The following is an 18,548-nucleotide window of genomic DNA, read 5'->3' as shown; positions in this document are numbered from 1 at the left end:
TTTACGCTCTGGTTACCTTGTAACATGGTGGAAACAATTGCGATACAGCTACGCAACGCCAGACTCGTACATTGATACCAAGGTTGCACTTTCGTAACCGCTTTATTCCATCAAATTTGGAGCTATCTAAGCATGTTCAAAGATTCCTCTGAGGTTCTGAAGTTCATCAAGGACACTGACGTAAAGTTCCTTGACATCCGCTTCACCGACCTTCCCGGTGTTCAGCAGCACTTCAACATCCCCGCATCGACAGTTGACGAAGAATTCTTCACTGTTGGTCAGATGTTCGATGGTTCGTCGATCCGCGGCTTCGCCTCGATTCACGAGTCAGACATGCAGCTCATCCCAGACCCCACCACCTGCTTCATCGATGAGTTCCGCACCGAGCGCACCCTCGTCATGCTGTTCGACATCTACAACCCACGCACTGGTGAGATTTACCACCGTGACCCCCGCCAGGTTGCCAAGAAGGCAGAGAAGTACCTGGCCTCAACTGGTATTGCTGACACTGCATACTTCGCACCAGAAGCTGAATTCTTCATCTTCGATGACGTTCGTTACGAAGTAAACCAGCAGACCTCCTTCTACAAGATTGACTCTTCCGAGGCTCCATGGAACTCCGGCAAGAAGATCGAAGGCGGAAACCTCGCAAACACCACCCCATACAAGGGTGGCTACTTCCCCGTCTCCCCCGTTGACCAGCACGCTGACATGCGTGATGACATCTGCCTCAAGCTCATCAACGCAGGTCTCATCCTCGAGCGCAGCCACCACGAAGTTGGCACCGCAGGTCAGGGTGAAATCAACTACCGCTTCGACACCATGGTCAAGGCAGCTGATGACATCTTGAAGTTCAAGTACATCGTCAAGAACACTGCAAACGAGTGGGGCAAGACTGCAACCTTCATGCCTAAGCCTCTCTTCGGTGACAACGGTTCAGGTATGCACACCCACCAGTCACTCTGGAACGACGGCAAGCCATTGTTCTACGACGAGAACGGCTATGGAGGTCTGTCTGACATCGCTCGCTGGTACATCGGTGGTCTGCTCAAGCATGCAGGTGCTGTGCTCGCATTCACCAACCCAACTGTGAACTCATACCACCGTCTGGTTCCTGGTTACGAAGCTCCCGTAAACCTCGTTTACTCCGCTGGTAACCGTTCCGCTGCGATCCGCATCCCCTTGACCGGTAACAACCCCAAGGCAAAGCGTATCGAGTTCCGCGCACCTGATGCTTCTGGTAACCCTTACCTCGCATTCGCTGCACAGATGATGGCTGGTCTCGACGGAATTAAGAACCGCATCGAGCCTCACGAGCCCGTGGATAAGGACCTCTACGAGCTGCCACCAGAGGAAGCAAAGAACATTCCTCAGGTTCCTGAGTCACTGGAGCACGCTCTTCAGGCACTCGAAGCAGACCACGAATTCCTGCTTGCAGGCAACGTGTTCACCAAGGACCTCATTGAGACCTGGATTTCTTACAAGCGCGACAACGAAATCAAGCCTCTCTCGCTGCGTCCTCACCCCTTCGAGTTCGAGCTCTACTACGGCGTCTAACGTCCAAGAGGAAACTCACAAGAATGCCACTGCCGCAAGGCAGTGGCATTCTTCGTTAAGTCCGAGAATTACTTAGAAGTCAAAAAATACGCGTTCAACAACGTGGCGTGCACGACGTGTAATGGAGAGGTAATCCTCCTCCAACCGGGTTGCTGATCCTGGCGGGTAATTCAGCAGGCGAGCAATTCCTTCAAGATCACGGGTATCTTGAGGTAGGACGTCAGTAGCTTTATCGGCCCAGATAGTGATGCCAGATCGAACTCTGGATGCAAAGATCCATGCGGCAATGAGCTTATCTGCGTCAACTTTGTCGAGCAGTCCGGCAGTGACAGCACCACGAAGCGCTTGAATTGAAGATGTTGTGTGCAATTCTGGATGACTGTGGGCATATTGCAACTGCAATAGTTGAATAGTCCATTCGACATCGCTGAGAGATCCACGTCCCAGCTTCACATGACGTGATGGATCAGCGCCTTGCGGTAAACGTTCAGCCTCAACGCGGGCCTTTATGCGGCGTATTTCGCGAACATCATCAGAGCTAATACCTGCTGGATAGCGAACGCTATCGATCAGTTCCATCATGTCTCGTTGCAACTCTTCGGGGCCCAGAACTGCTCGCGCACGTAACAGGGCTTGGGCTTCCCACATCAACGACCAACGAGCGTAGTAAGCGGCATAGGAATCTAACGAACGGGCAATCGCCCCATTCTTACCTTCAGGGCGAAGATCGGTATCGATTTCAAATGGAAGTCGAGGGTCTTCAACCAGCTCCTTCACACGCAAAATAATACGTTCAGCACGTTTCTGAGCCTGTTCACCGTCACACTCTGGCGTTCCTCGATAGACGTAGATAACGTCTGCGTCACTATCGAAGCCCAGCTCTTGACCTCCATAGCGACCCATCGCGATCACGGCGAATTCAGGGTTATGTTCTTCTTCACGAAGAGCAATACCCAGATAACCGCTTAATGCAGCAGTGGTGACATCACTGAGGCCTTGGCTGATGCCATAGATATCCACCACATTGAGGATTCCCCCGATTGCCAAGCGCAAGACTTCACGCCGGCGCATGGCACGAACTGCTTTACGTGCTGCCTCATCGTCATCGTGATGGCGGGCAAGGATTGCCAACACTTCAGATTCCAACAAATCAAGTGTTGTGGGTGCGAGTTCCTCATCTCCGTCAAACCAAGCAGCAGATTCTGGGATGAGTTCCATCAAATCCGACACGTAACGTGAACCGCTCAGAACTTTTGTTAAGCGCTGTGCAGCACCTGCGGAGTCTCGGAGCATTCGAAGGAACCAGTGAGATTCACCCAACTGCTCACTGAGCAATCGGAATGTGAGTAATCCATGATCTGGGTTAGCCCCCTCAGAGAGCCATTGCAGCATGACAGGCAACAGTGCACGCTGAATGGCAGCACGGCGTGAAACACCGTTCGTCAGCGCTGCAATGTGAGTAAGTGAACCCTGTGGATCACGGAAACCAATAGCTGCCAAACGGGCTTGTGCCTGATCATTGGTGAGCTGATGTGTTTCTTCTGGAAGTTTTGCTACAGCAGCCAGCAGTGGGCGATAAAAGAGTCGCTCGTGAAGTTCCCGAACATCAAGTTTGGTTTGTTGCCACTTCGAGACAACTTCTTCAGCAGTGTGCCAGAGCCCAGTTGCACGGGCAAGAATACGTTGCCCAGCTTCATCACGTGGCATGAGATGGGTGCGAGAAAGATCTCGTAATTGCATGCGGTGCTCAAGTAAGCGCAGGAAACGGTAATCCTGAGCAAATGTCTGGGCTTCTTCGCGCCCAACATAGCCTGCCTGTGACAGTCGAATCAGTGACTCGAGTGTTCCCTTGGTGTGTACAGAATCGTCTACAAGTCCGTGAACGAGTTGTAGAAGTTGAACAGTAAATTCAATATCTCGAAGACCACCAGGGCCTAGTTTGATTTGGTACTCAACATCATCACCTGGGATGTTTTCTGTCACACGCTCACGCATGCGTTGAACCTGTTCAACAAAATTGGAGCGGCTTGCACTTGACCAAATCTTGGGCGCAACAGAGGAGACATACTTCTGCCCCAACTCAGCACTTCCTGCAATTGGACGTGCTTTGAGTAGCGCTTGGAACTCCCAGTCCTTTGCCCAGCGATCGTAATAAGCAAGATGAGATTCGAGAGTGCGTACGAGTGCTCCGTCTTTGCCTTCTGGGCGCAGGTTGGCGTCTACTTCCCATAATCCTGGCTCTTTAGACACATCAAATATTGCTCGAGCAGTGTGCTGGGCAAGCCTCGTCGCAATAGTCAGGGCTTTATCCGTGGGCAGTTTTTCCTCATCCAACGATGCCGCCACATAGATAACATCAACATCGCTGAGGTAGTTCAGCTCCCGAGCGCCACACTTTCCCATACCTATGATGGCAAGCTCAACCAGAGATACTTCTTCCTTGCTGAAGTTCTCAGCGACTTCAGTCCTCGCTATAGCCAGAGCTCCCTCGAGAGCGCCGCCGGCAATATCAGAAAGTGAACCTGTTACCCATTCGATTTGCTGGAGTGGATCTTCATGGCAGAGATCCCACAACGCAATCTTGAGGAGCAGCTCGCGGTAGTGAACACGAAGCGCGTCTCTTGCGGCGTCCCCACCTACTTTGGCGAAACCTTTCGAGGCATTCACACTCCTGAGTAAAGAAGTTCGGAGCGCTTCTTGATCACCAGGCAACCCTGGTTCTTCGCTGAAGAAACTCAGAGTGTGCGGATGGCGTTCAATGAACTCGGCTAGGCCCTTTGAACCACCGAGCACGATGAGCAAGCGAGTGGCTGCAGTCTCGTCCCTGAGGAGTTTCTTGAGTGGCCCCACTATTGCAGGTGACTGTGCGAGCCGGAGAAGCCAGGTTAATGCTCGGTCAGGATCCGCGCTGGTATGAACAGCTTCAAGGATCAGTTCGGGTTGTGCACCGGTGAGTTCACCCACTGATTCGACCTGCACCAACGCTTCACTGAGGTCGGTAAAACCGGCCTTAGCGAGCTGTGTGCGCGACAGTGCCACGAGCAGTGAGAAGTGTTAGAGCGTCTCGAGGTTAGAACGTAGCTCGAAGTTTGTTACCTGGTTACGGTAATCAGCCCACTCTTGACGCTTGTTTCGCAAGACGTAGTCAAACACTTTGGAACCCAGGGTCTCAGCTACAAGCTCCGACTCTTCCATCAATGAGATGGCGTTGTTCAAGCTGGAAGGTAGTGGACGATAGCCCAGCGCCTTGCGCTCGGTGTCAGTGAGCTCCCACGCGTTTTCTTCAGACTCTGCAGGTAACTCCATGCCTTCCTCAATACCTTTCAGGCCTGCTGCAAGCAAGACTGAGTAGGCGAGATAGGGGTTTGCAGCTGAATCAATAGCACGGTACTCAATGCGTGCACTTTGGCCCTTACCTGGCTTATAGACAGGAACACGAACGAGCGCAGAACGGTTGTTGTGACCCCAGTTTGCGAAAGCTGGTGCTTCACCGCCACCCCAGAGTCGCTTATACGAGTTGACGTACTGGTTGGTGATAGCCGTGATTTCTGGAGCAAAGTGGAGAAGACCAGCAATGAACTGGCGTCCCACCTTAGAAAGCTGGTGCTTGGCCCCTGCTTCGTAGAAAGCGTTGTTGTCACCCTCAAACAGCGACATGTGAGTGTGCATACCTGAACCAGGGTGCTCGGCAAAAGGCTTGGGCATGAAGGTGGCGTAGACGCCTTGCTCCATGGCAACTTCTTTGATCACGGTGCGGAAGGTCATGATGTTATCTGCTGTGGTCAATGCATCTGCATAGCGCAGGTCAATCTCGTTCTGACCTGGACCTGCTTCGTGGTGACTGAACTCCACAGAAATACCAATGTCTTCGAGCATGCGAACCGAGCGGCGACGGAAGTCGTGTGCAGTTCCACCAGGAACGTTGTCAAAGTAGCCTGCAGTATCGATGGGTTGTGCCCCACCGTTTGCCCAGTCACTGTCTTTGAGGAGATAAAACTCGATTTCTGGGTGGGTGTAGAACGTGAATCCACGCTCTGCGGCCTTTGCCAGGGTGCGCTTGAGAACGTTTCGTGGATCAGAAACAGCAGGCAGTCCATCTGGAGTGTTGATGTCACAGAACATACGTGCAGTGGGGTCTACCTCACCGCGCCAAGGAAGAATCTGGAAAGTGCTGGGGTCTGGGTGAGCCAGTACATCCGCCTCATAGGCGCGGGTCAAACCTTCGATAGCCGAACCATCAATACCAACGCCTTCAGCAAAGGCACCTTCGACCTCTGCCGGAGCCACAGCAACAGATTTCAGGGTTCCCACAACGTCGGTAAACCACAGTCGTACGAACTTAACGCCACGCTCTTCAATCGTGCGCAGCACGAAGTCCTGTTGCTTGTCCATAAGAACCCTTTCCTATCGCTACTAGGCTACTTGTTATGCCGATTCTTCGCTTGGCTCTTGCCCAGACAAACCCGCGTTTAGGGGATTTTTCTCGGAATTCTTTACAGATTGTTAACACAACACTCGAGGCCTATGCCCAAGGAGCCGATGTGGTCGCATTTGGCGAGATGGTTTTGACGGGTTATCCCATCGAGGACTTAGCCAATCGGCCAGATTTTCTGCACCAATCCCGTCAAGCCCTTGAGCTTGTCGCGGAACAGATTGCGAATGCGGGAGCAGGATCAATCCCTGTGATTGTGGGATTTGCCCATGGCCCCATTACTGATCACCATGAAAGCTCGCATTCGCCCAGCGCAATCGCATACAACTCTGCTGCAATCCTGCATGATGGCCGCATTATTGGCATCTACAACAAGCACCACCTCCCTAACTACTCTGTCTTCGATGAATACCGCATCTTCCGCCCCGGAACAGATGCTGTCGTAGTTCATGTGGCAGGCGCTGATGTGGCATTGGCTATTTGTGAAGATATTTGGCGTGAAGGCGGCCCGGTTGCAGCAATCGCTGAAGCAAAACCCAGTCTGCTGCTGGTACTCAATGGTTCTCCTTTCGAACGCGAAAAAGACGAAGTTCGACTTCCACTCGTTCAGCGCCGTGCTGAGCAGGTGAATGCACCGGTGGCTTATCTCAATCTCGTTGGCGGGCAAGATGACTTGGTCTTTGACGGTGGCAGTTTCGTCACAAATAAATCAGGCAAACTCCTTGCTCGTGCCCACCAATTTGTTGAACAGACCCTCTACGTGGATGTCGACGTAACTGAAAGCACCTCGCACGGATCCCAGATTGGACCTGGAGTCGTTGTTGTCGAGGCGGGTAGTGGCTCGCCATTGCGCGCAACACGTTCTCAACTCACTGTGGAAATTGCAGAACAGCTAGAGATGAATGAACAAATCTGGGATGCACTGGTCCTAGGTTTGCGAGATTATGCGGAAAAGAATGGCTTCTCCTCCGTCATTCTGGGACTTTCCGGCGGTATTGACTCTGCCGTATGTGCCGCCCTCGCAGTAGATGCTCTCGGCTCTGACCGCGTCTTTGGTGTATCCATGCCCAGTAACTACTCCAGTGATCATTCCAGATCGGATGCAGATGACCTTGCTCAGCGGTTGGGAATAAACATCCGCACCGAAGCTATCGCCTCATTGGTTGAACCCGTTGAATCTCAACTTCACCTCGACGGAGTGGCTGCCGAAAACCTCCAAGCGCGAATCAGAGGCATCATCCTGATGGGGTTGAGCAATGCCGAAGGGCACCTCGTTCTCACAACGGGCAATAAGACCGAGATTGCTGTGGGATACAGCACTATCTATGGCGACAGTGTGGGCGGTTTTGCCCCCATTAGGGACGTTCCGAAAACTTTGGTGTGGGAACTAGCCCGCTGGCGTAATGAGCATGCTCGCAAGAAGGGCCTGACTCCCCCAATCCCCGAGAACTCAATCACCAAGCCGCCTTCTGCTGAACTGCGTCCAGGTCAGATTGACCAAGATAGCCTGCCTGAATATGACGTACTAGATGCCATTTTGGACCTCTACATCACAGAGCACAGAAGTGCACAGGACATCGTGGCTCGTGGTTTCGACGATGCCATGGTGAAACGAGTAATTTCGCTTGTGGACCGCGCCGAATGGAAACGACGCCAAGGAGCGATCGGCCCCAAGATTTCCCAGATGGCTTTTGGCCGTGACCGCCGTCTGCCCGTGACTTTCACGCGTAACTAGACTGATTCCATGAGCGTTCACCCAGATCCCACCTCAGATGCCGTAACAAAGCGTGTTCGCACGCGCCACTTTGCACAGGCAAAAGCCAACGGCATCAAAATCACGGGCCTGACCAGTTATGACACTCTGACTGCTCAGATTTTCGATGAAGCAGGGATTGACTTCCTCCTTGTTGGTGACTCGGCAGGAAATACCGTTCTGGGTTATGACTCCACGCTGCCCGTGACCGTTGATGAGCTCATCCCCCTGACGAGAGCTGTTGCACTATCTGCCAAGCGCGCTCTGGTTATCGCAGATATGCCTTTTGGTTCCTATGAAGAAGGCCCTGAGCATGCACTGCGCACAGCTATGCGGTTCATGAAGGAAACACATGCCCACGCGGTCAAGCTCGAGGGTGGTACACGCAGCGCTGATCAGATTCGACGAATTGTGGAATCAGGCATTCCAGTGATGGGTCACGTTGGCTTCACTCCGCAAAGCGAACACGGCCTGGGCGGACACATGATTCAAGGCCGTGGAGCTGCAGCAGATGCCGTTCTTGCTGACGCCAAAGCAGTTGAAGCTGCCGGTGCATTTGCCGTTGTGCTAGAAATGATTCCTGCAGAACTAGCAGCTCGTATCACCGCAGAGCTCAACATCCCCACAATTAGCGTGGGTGCCGGAGCTCACACTGATGGTCAGTTGCTGGTTTGGACAGATTTTGCAGGCCTGAACACAGGTCGCGTTCCCAAGTTTGTTAAGCAATACGCAAACCTTGGAACTGTGCTCAGTGAAGCAGCACAGACTTTCAAGGCAGATGTGGAATCAGGAGCTTATCCAGGACCTGAGCACAGCTACGAAGATAACTAACTAGTTACCTTCACGCTCCGCACGTTCTTCAGCTTCCCAGCGTGCGCTGTTTTCACGCAGCTTCTCCATGGCATGCTCTGCTTCGTGTGCAGTCTCAAAAGGTCCTACGCGCTCAGAGGAGGGCGAAAGGAATCCCTTTTCGACTGCCTTGGTGTGCAGGTTGTACCAGAACATTTCACTTGGCTTCTCAGACATAAACTTAACCTTATGCCTAGAGATGCCACAGGGGTTTTATTTCCCGGAGTTTTGAGCCCGCAGCGCCCGGTTCCAGGTTCCATCACTCGCCCACCTTATGTAGGCAAAGCCACTCCTCCCGCCCATTCTGGCGGTGATGTTTACGACGCAGAGATGATTGAAAAGATTCGTCGTGCTGGAAAAATCTCCTCGCAAGCTCTTGATCTCATTGGCTCTGTTCTCACACCGGGAATGACGACAGACGAGATTGACCGTATTGGGCACGAGTTCGTCCTCGACCACGGCGCCTATCCTTCAACGCTGGGTTACCGCGGTTATCCAAAGTCCTTGTGCACCAGCTTGAATGAAGTGATTTGCCACGGCATCCCCGATGACACTGAGTTGCAAGAAGGTGACCTCGTCAACGTGGATATCACGAGCTTTCTCGACGGAGTCCATGGAGACACCAACAGAACATTCATTGTGGGTGAAGGAACCCAAGAAGTTCGTGACCTGGTTGAACGAACAGAAGAGGCACTTCGTCGCGGAATTAAAGCCGTTGCTCCTGGCCGTGAAGTAAACGTCATCGGTCGCACAATCGAGTCATATGCCAAACGTTTTGGCTATGGCGTCGTCCGTGACTTCACCGGACACGGCGTGGGCACGAGCTTCCACTCTGGTCTGATCATCCCTCACTACGACTCAGCACCGCTGTATAACGACGTAATGGAAGTGGGCATGGTGTTCACTATTGAGCCTATGCTGACCCTTGGTACCCACGAATGGGACATCTGGGCGGATGATTGGACAGTCACCACAAAAGATAAATCCTGGACTGCACAGTTCGAACACACCCTTGTCGTTACCGAAACTGGTGCCGACATCCTGACACTCTCTTAATTCACATACTTACTCAGGGGTTTTCATGGGCGCAACAGCTATAGGTATCGACATCGGCGGAACCGGCATCAAGGGCGGTTTGGTGGATGTCGAATCAGGCGAGATCATTGGCGACCGTGTACGTGTAGCAACACCTGAGGGCGGAGAGCCTGAAGACATTGCGCGCGTTGTGAAAGACGTTATTGACCAACTTGGTGCCCCTGCAGAGGTTCCTGTAGGAATTTGTTTCCCCAGTTCAATACGTCACGGGGTCACAATGCTTGCTGCAAATATCTCCAAGCGCTGGATTGGTTTCGAAGCTGAAAAGTTTTTCGAGAAAGAACTTGGACGCAATATTCATTTCGTGAACGATGCTGATGCTGCTGGATATGCAGAAGTTGTATACGGAGCAGCAAAAGACCAACAGGGCTTAGTCATCATGACAACCCTGGGCACAGGAATCGGTGGCGCCATGATTTACGACGGTGTCCTCATCCCCAATGCTGAACTAGGTCACCTTGAAATTGATGGCTTTGATGCTGAGAAGCGCGCCTCAGGCGTCGTACGCGAACGTGAAGGCTTGAGTTACCCAGAATGGGCAGAGCGGCTCCAGCGTTACTACAGTCACGTGGAGATGCTGTTCTCCCCCGAGCTGTTCATCGTGGGCGGTGGCGTCTCCAAGAGCCACGAAAAGTTCTTACCCCTGCTAGACCTGCGTACCCCCATCGTTGCAGCCAAGTTATTCAACAAGGCCGGCATCATGGGTGCAGCTCGTTTGGCCTACGACCTGCAATAAAGGAATGGGCCGGCTATTACGCCGGGTTCTGTCCGCTTTCGCGTGACGGCCATCTATCTCGGAATTACGTTGCCGCAATTCTCTAGCGGTCTACCCGAGAACTCAGCGAGTAGCTTCACCGTTCTCTGTCTGACCTTGCTCCGGGCGAGGTTTACCTAGCCAGTCTGATCACTCAGACTGCTGGTGGTCTCTTACACCACCGTTTCATCCTTACCGCCGGCGAACCGGAGGCGGTTTACTTTCTGTTGCACTGTTCTCGCGGGTTACCCCGGGTGGGAATTACCCACCGCCCTACTCTGTGGAGCCCGGACGTTCCTCGGTAATGGAGTAAACCCCACTCACGCGACCGTCTTGCCGACCCATTCACTTCAAGTCTAAAGCGAGGGAGGAAAAACTAACTACGCTTCAAAAGATTGACGCAAATCCATGGACTTATTCGCTGCCGCATCGGCCAAGGCATTCTGAAGGCGTGGAACCCATTCGTAGGTCACGGCTCTGTTGCCAATGACGTCTTTAGCCTTGGCTGCCAGCACAGCCATATCGGGGTGTTTGATCTTCCATCGACCCGACATCTGTTCAACCACGAGCTTGGAATCCATCCGAACATGAACAAGTGCACCAGGGTCAATTTCGTAAGCTTTGATGAGCCCCGAAAGTAATCCGTTATATTCGGCAACATTGTTGGTGGCAATGCCTACATAGACGCCCACAGACGCCAATACCTGCTGGGATTCCCCATCAATCACGACTGCACCTCCAGCAGCGATTCCCGGATTACCTCGAGAACCACCGTCTGCTTCAACAATGAGCTGACGTGGCATTAGAGCCCAGACTCGTTTGTGCGAACCAAAATGCACGAGCTGTCAGGGCAAATCACTACGTCATCAGGTGCTGCTGCCCGAACCGCATCGAGATCGGTCGAGGTAAGCTCCACGCCACTTCCGCCAGTTACACGACGGGTCAGCAAGGCGGCACCAATGCCATACCGTGCACGCTGACGCTCATAGAGCTCGACGAGGTCCACAGGAAGACTAGCGGCAAGTTCATTTCGCGCTGCATGTTCAGCGGCGAGCTCAGCATCAATCTGAGCTTCACGCTCTGCAATCGTTGCAGCCAATGCTGCACGGCGTGCTTCGATGCCGTCACGTTCCACGATGACATCATCAACCGCCAATTGGGCATCTTCAACAGACTGCATCACGACTAGTTCGATGTCTTCAAGGTTGCTCTTGCGTGTGGCAAGCGAGGCAAGCTCAGCTTCAAGTGCCTGCAAATCTTTGGCAGAAGCAGCACTGGCTTCACGTTCTTTGTCTTTGGCAATGCGCTCATCAACTACTCGAACATCGTCTTCGAGGCGTGAAAGTTCTATCTTGGCGTCTTCAAGGACACCTTGCGCAGCAATGAGTGCTTGGGAGGATTCCCGCAGGGATGCGGTGACATCGGCAAGCTCTGCATGCTCAGCAATGTTCTTACGAGCATGAGTCAACTGAGTGATGTGGTTATCACGTTTTTGCAAGGTGAGCAGAGCGAGCTGATCCTCGGGGCGTGCTTTCACGACACTTCTCTCGTTGAATTATGGGTGGAACGAATACTTCTACTGTACGACGAGGAAGTCCCAAGGATCTGTACGCAGATCGGAAACTTCCACATCAATCTCAGGGAATTGTTTCTGAATCTGCTCTGCAGCGACATCAAGCCAGAGCCACTCAGAAGCCCAGTGGGAGACGTCAATCAGTGCAGGACCACCGGAGACTAGGGCTTGTTCACGTGCTTCCTGTGCGGGGTGGTGACGAAGGTCTGAGGTGATGTACACATCCGCAGTGCGAACAAAATCGGTTGCCAAGAGAGAATCCCCTGCACCGCCACAGAGAGCAACGCGTGAAACGGAAGCGTTAAAGTCTCCTGACACTTTCACTCCGCCGGCGGTATTTGGAAGGAGATCGGCAAGCTCACGTGCAAGTGCACCAAGCGTTGTTGCCTGCGGCAACTGTCCCACCCGACCAATTCCAGTACCTGCAACTACACCTGGCTGTATGGGAGCAGTATTGAGCAACCCGAGGGACTGAGCAATGACATCAGAGACGCCGTTCTCTACTACATCCGCGTTTGTATGTGCGGCAAGGAGTGCAACGTTTCCGCGAATGAGCTGAGCAATCAAGTTTCCCTTATACAGCTCTTCATTCACACTTGTGACTCCACGCATCAGCAAGGGATGGTGCGTGATGAGAAGATCTGCTTCCACCTCAACAGCTTGCTGAACTGTTTCAGCTACGGCATCTACAGCAAAAAGTATGCGGTTGATTGGCGCATCGAGGGAACCAGAAACTAGTCCAGGCGCATCCCAGCTTTCTGCACCAGAAAGTGGCCAGAGTGAATGAGCAAACTCAATAACGTCGCGAAGATTAGTCACGATGCGAGCCTAGTCCTCAGACTTCACTCCAAAAACGAGTTCGTCAAAAGTGGGTCGTGGAGCAAAAGAATTGATGGGGTTATTCATCCGAAGCTGAGGCACTTCTGTTACTTCAACAACTTCTTCCACGATGACGTGCTCAACGATGACGTCATCACTGTCGTCAGCGGCAGGAAAAACTTCTTCCTCAACAACTTCTGTTACCTCGTCAAAGATAACGGCATCATCTTCGACATGTACTGCAGCAAATTCGACGGCTGCCACAACTGGCACAGCTGACACTGGTGCAGGCACAGATTCAACAACTTCGGCAAACCCAAACATTTGCGGAATCGGGTCCGAACCTGCTGTTTCCGCAATCGTGGTTGCCACAATTTCACCGTCGATGCTGATTTCAGAAAGTACACGTTCGGCGATGACATGTGCATCCTCGACGACATCTTCAACAACTGTCTCTTCCACGATGACGTGGTCGTCAACGAAAGCAGCTTCAACAACCTCTTCACGAATGTAGGTGATGGGCTGAGTGTGTTCGAGTACAGACTCATCAACTGGAGCAAGCTCAATGACTTCTTCTTGAACAACCTGAACCACAGGAATATCGGTGGTGTCTTCTAAGAGAGCTCCGAAAAGATCGTCGATACCAAGTTCAGGTTCTGCCTCGTCAACACTGTGTGTTGAGGGGTTTTCCACGACAGGTTGTGGTGCGGTCATGGGTGTTGCTGCGCGCATGGCGAGCATTTGTTCCTCAAGCAAACGAGCGAGCTCTTCATCCGAGTGGGGCTGGAATGTCGATTCAGATTCTTCAGACATTGTCACGCTCCTATGCTCAGGTCAGGGGGAAATCCCCTCAGAGCACCCTACTTGAGTTCCAAACGTTAACCCAAAAGTTCACTTGCGGGTGTCGCAAGTTGAGGAAAAAGAAAGAGCGTCGCATTTCTGCGACGCTCTTTCACACGAGTGGGCCCTACCGGGCTCGAACCGATGACATCCACGGTGTAAACGTGGCGCTCTACCAACTGAGCTAAAGGCCCGTGTTGAAAACCATATTACAGGTTTTCAACCAGCTCTTTGTACGAAGCAAAATCACGTGCCTGTCCAGGCTCGGTGACGAACTGTCCAGCCAGGTTTCCGTCCTTGTCGATGACGAATGTTCCACGGTTAGCAAAACCCTTGTCTTCAAGGAATACGCCATAGGCAGATGCGACAGCACCGTGAGGCCACATGTCAGACAGGAGGGAGAAGTCGTAGTTTTCTTTTTCTGCAAAAACTCGAAGTGTGGGGCTTGAATCCACAGAGATCGCGAGTAACTCAACCCCATTGGTCTTGAACACGGAGATGTTATCTCGCAGCTCGCAGAGTTCGCCTGTGCAGATACCGGTGAATGCCAGCGGGTAGAACACGAGAACAACGGGTTTCACCCCACGGAACTGAGAAAGAGAAACTTCTTCACCAAACTGGTTTTTCAGAGTGAAATCTGGAGCAGGTGCACCGATTGTGAGGCTCATTGACAGGGTTCTTCCTTTTGTGGGATGACGACAGAACAATCTTAGATGTGTTGATGGATTACATATCAAGAAGTAATTACTCCCTGACAGTTAAGGCTCTGTAGAGTGTTATCTAGCATCCACGCTGTAACCCAGCTGGAACATCCCTCCCCCAGCATGTACAGGCACGATCTGCCTGTGAGAAAGAGGTTGTTGTGACGGTTAACGACCAGGATCCCTACTCGGTCAGCAACTACGACGTCGATCCCCAGGAAACTGCGGAATGGAACGAATCACTTGATGGCGTCGTCGCCTCACAAGGACACGAGCGTGGTCGCGACATCATGCTGTCTCTCCTGCGTCGATCCAAGGAACTGCACCTTGGCGTGCCCATGGTTCCTACCACCGACTACCTCAACACCATTGCTCCAGAAAACGAGCCTGCATTCCCGGGTGACGAAGAAACTGAACGTCGCTACCGCGCTTGGATTCGTTGGAATGCAGCCATGCTGGTTCACCGCGCTCAGCGCCCCGGCATCGGTGTGGGTGGACACATCTCCTCCTATGCTTCATCCTCTTCCCTCTACGAAGTCGGTTTCAACCACTTCTTCCGCGGCCAAGACCACCCCGGTGGCGGTGACCAGATTTTTGTTCAAGGTCACGCATCCCCCGGTGTCTACGCTCGTGCATTCCTCGAGGGACGCCTGAACGAAAACCAGCTTGATGGTTTCCGTCAAGAAAAGTCTCACGCCGGTGGCGGACTTTCCTCCTACCCACACCCACGACTCATGCCTGACTTCTGGCAGTTCCCCACCGTGTCGATGGGTCTAGGTCCCATCAACGCGATCTACCAGGCACAACTCAACCGCTACCTGACCAACCGTGGCATCAAAGATGCTTCTGACCAGCAGGTTTGGGCGTTCCTGGGTGATGGTGAAATGGACGAGGTCGAATCTCGCGGCCAGCTTCAGGTTGCAGCCAACGAAGGTCTCGACAATCTGAACTTCGTCATCAACTGCAACCTTCAGCGTCTCGACGGTCCTGTTCGCGGTAACGGAAAGATTATTCAGGAGCTTGAGAGCTTCTTCCGCGGAGCTGGTTGGAACGTCATCAAGGTCATCTGGGGCCGTGAATGGGATTCACTTCTTGCTAACGACCACGATGGTGCTCTGCGCACTCTGATGAACGTCACCCCTGACGGTGACTTCCAGACTTACAAGACTGAAGACGGCGCATTCGTGCGTGAGAACTTCTTTGCCCGTGACCCACGTGCACTCAAGCTCGTCGAGCACATGAGTGATGACGATGTCTGGAAGCTCAAGCGCGGTGGTCACGACTACAACAAGGTTTATGCCGCTTTCAAGGCTGCGTCAGAACACAAGGGTCAGCCCACCGTTATCCTGGCTCACACCATCAAGGGTTACGGTCTGGGTAAGCACTTCGAGGGCCGTAATGCGACCCACCAGATGAAGAAGATGAAGCTTGATGACCTCAAGCTCATGCGTGACTTCCTGAAGATCCCAATCACCGATGCGGTTCTGGAAGAAAACCCCTACATGCCTCCGTACTACAAGCCAGAGGAACAAGACCCCGCGCTCCAGTACATGCACGAACGTCGCCGCGAACTCGGTGGCTACGTTCCAGAGCGTCGCTCGAAGTACACCCAGATTCCTCTGCCTGAGAAGAAGACCTACGACATCGCCGCCAAGGGTTCCGGTGTGCAAGAAGTTGCCACCACTATGGGCTTTGTTCGTCTGCTCAAGGACATGATCCGCGATAAGGAATTTGGCCCCCGCCTTGTTCCCATCATTCCCGATGAGGCTCGCACCTTTGGTATGGATGCCTTCTTCCCCAATGCCAAGATCTACAACCCCAACGGCCAGCACTACATGTCCGTTGACCGTGATCTGCTTCTGGCCTACAAGGAAGACCCCACCGGAACCATCATTCACGTGGGCATCAACGAAGCAGGTGCACTTGCTGCATTCACCGCTGTGGGTAGTTCCTACTCCACTCAGGGTGAAATCCTGATTCCGATTTATGTTTTCTATTCGATGTTCGGATTCCAGCGAACCGGTGACGCACTTTGGCTTGCCGGTGACCAAATGGTTCGTGGTTTCGTCATCGGAGCAACTGCAGGTCGTACCACCTTGACTGGTGAAGGCCTCCAGCACGCAGATGGACACTCACCCATCCTGGCTGCGACCAACCCAGCTGTGGTGACGTATGACCCTGCCTACACTTACGAAATTGGACACATCATGCGTGATGGTCTGCAGCGTATGTATGGTGGGACCCACCCAGACCCCAACGTGATGTACTACATCACCGTCTACAACGAGCCGATCGTTCAGCCTGCTGAGCCAGAAAACCTCGATGTCGATGGCGTACTGCGTGGAATTTACAAGCTTCAAGAAAACGACATGCCTGGCGTTAAGTCTCAGATTCTGGCATCTGGTGTTGCAGTTCCTTGGGCTCTGGAAGCACAGAAGCTGTTGGCCGAGGACTGGGGCGTATCCGCAGATGTCTGGTCTGTTACCTCATGGGGTGAGCTGCGACGCGACGGTATTGCCGCAGACCACTTCAACATGATGAACCCAGACGCGCCAGCACAGGTGCCCTACGTCACCGAGAAGCTCTCTGGTGCTGAAGGTCCATTTGTTGCCGTGACGGACTACAACCACATGGTCCCTGATCTCATTCGCCCATACATTCCAGGTGATTACGCCACCTTGGGTGCCGATGGTTTTGGTTTCAGTGACACTCGTGCCGCGGCTCGTCGCTTCTTTACTATTGATGGTCCTTCCGTTGTGGTTCGCACCCTTGAACAGCTTGCAAAGCAGGGCAAGGTTGACCGTGGACTGGTTCGCCAAGCCATAGAGAAGTACCGCCTATTTGATGTGACTGCTGGAACTACCGGATCTGCCGGCGGCGAAAGCTAACTTCCGCGGATGCCCGCAGAACGTACTAAAGCGGAAACGCTGGCGTGGTTGCGCACCATTTCTGGTGAGCTGTCAACGCTGACGGTTAAACGACTAGAAGACACACTCCCCTGGTATCGCGATATGCCTCCCGGGCGTCGTTCCGCTGTGGGTCTTGTCGCCCAGGCAGGTATTACCTCTTTCATTACCTGGTTTGATGACCCCACCACCACTCCGTGGATTGCATCTGATGTATTCGGTGGTGCTCCCCGGGAATTGCTGCGTTCGGTCACTCTTCAACAAACTTTGCAACTCATTCGGTGCACGGTGGAAGTTGTAGAAGAACGCATCAAAGGTCACGGCGAAGAACTACGCGAAGCCATCTTGCTGTACTCTCGCGAAATCGCTTTTGCCGCTGCCGACGTTTACGCCCGCGCCGCCGAAGCGCGTGGATTGTGGGATGCCCGTCTCGAAGCACTGGTAGTCGACAGCATTCTCTCTGGAGAATACGATGACGAACTACCCAGCCGCATTGCTGCTTTAGGGTGGCAAGGACGTGGCGAAGTCTGTGTTGTAGTGGGACGTGCTCCCCGCCAACTCGAAGTTGACCGTCTACGTCGCACCGCTCGTCATCTTCATGCTGACATTCTGATTGGCGTTCAGGGAAATCGTCTCGTCGTGGTTATTGGCCGGGCTGAACCCCTCGAGGATGAGGTGGAGAACTCCACCATGAGCTTCATGGACATTACTAAGAAGCTCGAAGAAGACTTTGGTGAGGGCCACCTTGTTGTTGGACCCGAAGTTCCCTCCCTGGTGGATGCTGCGCAAAGTGCTCGAGCAGCTCTTGCTGGATATTCGGTAGCCAGTTCTTGGCGCGGGGCAACTAGGCCCATCGCAGCTGATGATTTGCTGCCAGAACGCGCACTTGCCGGTGATTCACTTGCCCGCGCAACACTGATCGAGCGCATCTATGTCCCCTTGAGTGATCAGTCGTCTGAATTACTCACCACACTGCAGAGCTATCTGGAGAACGGTCGCAGTCTCGAAGCCACTGCTCGGGATTTGTTCGTTCACCCCAACACGGTGCGTTATCGCCTCAAGCGTGTAACCGAAGTCATTGGCTGGGATGCTACTGGCCCTCGCGAAGCAATGATTTTGCAATGTGCACTGATTTTGGGTTCCATCAAAGAACCAGTGAAGAAGATTCGTAAGTAGTTTCTGGTTCCCAACGTCAGCTTTTGCCGTAAACATACGGAAAATGTAGAGACTCCACAATGATTCACGCGATAGTGTGTCGATGAGTGCACA

At 53.0% G+C, this 18,548-nt stretch carries 15 protein-coding genes, 1 tRNA gene and 1 other RNA gene; 7 read left to right on the top strand and 10 right to left on the bottom strand.

Annotated features, from left to right (window positions below; all coding sequences use genetic code 11):
- Positions 1–132: 132 nt before the first annotated feature.
- On the top strand, positions 133–1,557 hold the full coding sequence (gene glnA / locus M2120_RS01275) for a type I glutamate--ammonia ligase (protein ID WP_280796922.1): 1,425 nt from the start codon (positions 133–135) through the stop codon (positions 1,555–1,557).
- A 72-nt stretch (positions 1,558–1,629) separates the two neighbouring features.
- On the opposite strand, the gene M2120_RS01270 is transcribed toward glnA, so the two are convergent.
- Both M2120_RS01270 and M2120_RS01265 read right to left on the bottom strand, forming a co-directional pair.
- A complete protein-coding gene (locus M2120_RS01270; protein WP_280796921.1) occupies positions 1,630–4,596 on the bottom strand; it encodes a bifunctional [glutamine synthetase] adenylyltransferase/[glutamine synthetase]-adenylyl-L-tyrosine phosphorylase in 2,967 nt (988 codons plus the stop codon).
- 15 nt (positions 4,597–4,611) lie between these two features.
- Positions 4,612–5,949 carry a glutamine synthetase family protein gene (locus M2120_RS01265; protein ID WP_280796920.1) on the bottom strand — a complete coding sequence of 446 codons (1,338 nt, stop codon included), beginning with the start codon at positions 5,947–5,949 and terminating at the stop codon, positions 4,612–4,614.
- A 35-nt stretch (positions 5,950–5,984) separates the two neighbouring features.
- On the opposite strand from M2120_RS01265, the gene M2120_RS01260 reads away from it, so the two are divergent.
- Both M2120_RS01260 and panB read left to right on the top strand, forming a co-directional pair.
- Positions 5,985–7,724, top strand: coding sequence for an NAD+ synthase (locus M2120_RS01260; protein WP_280796919.1), 1,740 nt, complete (start codon positions 5,985–5,987; stop codon positions 7,722–7,724).
- Between the two features lie 9 nt (positions 7,725–7,733).
- Positions 7,734–8,573: a 3-methyl-2-oxobutanoate hydroxymethyltransferase gene (gene panB / locus M2120_RS01255; protein WP_280796918.1), complete on the top strand. Its 840-nt coding sequence runs from the start codon at positions 7,734–7,736 to the stop codon at positions 8,571–8,573.
- On the opposite strand, the gene M2120_RS01250 is transcribed toward panB, so the two are convergent.
- Positions 8,574–8,768, bottom strand: a complete 195-nt coding sequence (locus M2120_RS01250) for an SPOR domain-containing protein (RefSeq protein ID WP_280796917.1) — start codon at positions 8,766–8,768, stop codon at positions 8,574–8,576.
- A gap of 12 nt (positions 8,769–8,780) precedes the next feature.
- Here M2120_RS01250 and map point away from each other — a divergent pair, with 12 nt between their 5' ends.
- On the top strand, positions 8,781–9,647 hold the full coding sequence (gene map, locus M2120_RS01245) for a type I methionyl aminopeptidase (RefSeq protein ID WP_280796916.1): 867 nt from the start codon (positions 8,781–8,783) through the stop codon (positions 9,645–9,647).
- A gap of 25 nt (positions 9,648–9,672) precedes the next feature.
- Positions 9,673–10,422 carry a polyphosphate--glucose phosphotransferase gene (gene ppgK / locus M2120_RS01240; protein WP_280796915.1) on the top strand — a complete coding sequence of 250 codons (750 nt, stop codon included), beginning with the start codon at positions 9,673–9,675 and terminating at the stop codon, positions 10,420–10,422.
- Position 10,423: 1 nt separating this feature from the next.
- On the opposite strand, the gene rnpB is transcribed toward ppgK, so the two are convergent.
- The 7 genes from rnpB to M2120_RS01205 form a co-directional block, all read right to left on the bottom strand.
- Positions 10,424–10,784: RNase P RNA component class A (gene rnpB, locus M2120_RS01235), an RNA gene on the bottom strand.
- Between the two features lie 36 nt (positions 10,785–10,820).
- A complete protein-coding gene (locus tag M2120_RS01230) occupies positions 10,821–11,243 on the bottom strand; it encodes a reverse transcriptase-like protein (RefSeq protein WP_280796914.1) in 423 nt (140 codons plus the stop codon).
- On the bottom strand, positions 11,243–11,977 hold the full coding sequence (locus M2120_RS01225; protein WP_280796913.1) for a zinc ribbon domain-containing protein: 735 nt from the start codon (positions 11,975–11,977) through the stop codon (positions 11,243–11,245). Before M2120_RS01225 ends, M2120_RS01230 begins: the two co-directional genes overlap by 1 nt.
- A gap of 39 nt (positions 11,978–12,016) precedes the next feature.
- Entirely contained in the window at positions 12,017–12,835 is an 819-nt protein-coding gene (locus M2120_RS01220; protein WP_432418544.1) for a Nif3-like dinuclear metal center hexameric protein, read from the bottom strand.
- A gap of 6 nt (positions 12,836–12,841) precedes the next feature.
- The gene (locus M2120_RS01215; protein WP_280796911.1) at positions 12,842–13,645 is read right to left on the bottom strand and encodes a hypothetical protein; all 804 of its coding nucleotides are present in this window, start codon (positions 13,643–13,645) and stop codon (positions 12,842–12,844) included.
- Between the two features lie 148 nt (positions 13,646–13,793).
- Positions 13,794–13,866: transfer RNA gene (locus M2120_RS01210), tRNA-Val, on the bottom strand.
- Positions 13,867–13,881: 15 nt separating this feature from the next.
- Positions 13,882–14,340, bottom strand: coding sequence for a peroxiredoxin (locus tag M2120_RS01205; protein WP_280796910.1), 459 nt, complete (start codon positions 14,338–14,340; stop codon positions 13,882–13,884).
- 194 nt (positions 14,341–14,534) lie between these two features.
- Here M2120_RS01205 and aceE point away from each other — a divergent pair, with 194 nt between their 5' ends.
- Both aceE and M2120_RS01195 read left to right on the top strand, forming a co-directional pair.
- Positions 14,535–17,261 carry a pyruvate dehydrogenase (acetyl-transferring), homodimeric type gene (gene aceE / locus M2120_RS01200; protein ID WP_280796909.1) on the top strand — a complete coding sequence of 909 codons (2,727 nt, stop codon included), beginning with the start codon at positions 14,535–14,537 and terminating at the stop codon, positions 17,259–17,261.
- 9 nt (positions 17,262–17,270) lie between these two features.
- Positions 17,271–18,455: a PucR family transcriptional regulator gene (locus M2120_RS01195; protein WP_280796908.1), complete on the top strand. Its 1,185-nt coding sequence runs from the start codon at positions 17,271–17,273 to the stop codon at positions 18,453–18,455.
- Positions 18,456–18,548: the final 93 nt, after the last annotated feature.

This window comes from Aurantimicrobium minutum (assembly GCF_029893825.1).
GTDB classification, from domain to species: domain Bacteria; phylum Actinomycetota; class Actinomycetes; order Actinomycetales; family Microbacteriaceae; genus Aurantimicrobium; species Aurantimicrobium minutum_C.
Note: the sequence above shows the minus strand (reverse complement) of the source record. Positions and strands in the feature narration are given on the sequence as shown.

Coding starts and splice junctions, on each gene's coding strand:
- M2120_RS01260 (WP_280796919.1), top strand. CDS start 5,985: ATGCCGATTCTTCGCTTGGCTCTTGCCCAGACAAACCCGCGTTTAGGG.
- glnA (WP_280796922.1), top strand. CDS start 133: ATGTTCAAAGATTCCTCTGAGGTTCTGAAGTTCATCAAGGACACTGAC.
- M2120_RS01195 (WP_280796908.1), top strand. CDS start 17,271: ATGCCCGCAGAACGTACTAAAGCGGAAACGCTGGCGTGGTTGCGCACC.
- map (WP_280796916.1), top strand. CDS start 8,781: ATGCCTAGAGATGCCACAGGGGTTTTATTTCCCGGAGTTTTGAGCCCG.
- M2120_RS01265 (WP_280796920.1), bottom strand. CDS start 5,949: ATGGACAAGCAACAGGACTTCGTGCTGCGCACGATTGAAGAGCGTGGC.
- ppgK (WP_280796915.1), top strand. CDS start 9,673: ATGGGCGCAACAGCTATAGGTATCGACATCGGCGGAACCGGCATCAAG.
- M2120_RS01230 (WP_280796914.1), bottom strand. CDS start 11,243: ATGCCACGTCAGCTCATTGTTGAAGCAGACGGTGGTTCTCGAGGTAAT.
- M2120_RS01215 (WP_280796911.1), bottom strand. CDS start 13,645: ATGTCTGAAGAATCTGAATCGACATTCCAGCCCCACTCGGATGAAGAG.
- M2120_RS01250 (WP_280796917.1), bottom strand. CDS start 8,768: ATGTCTGAGAAGCCAAGTGAAATGTTCTGGTACAACCTGCACACCAAG.
- M2120_RS01205 (WP_280796910.1), bottom strand. CDS start 14,340: ATGAGCCTCACAATCGGTGCACCTGCTCCAGATTTCACTCTGAAAAAC.
- panB (WP_280796918.1), top strand. CDS start 7,734: ATGAGCGTTCACCCAGATCCCACCTCAGATGCCGTAACAAAGCGTGTT.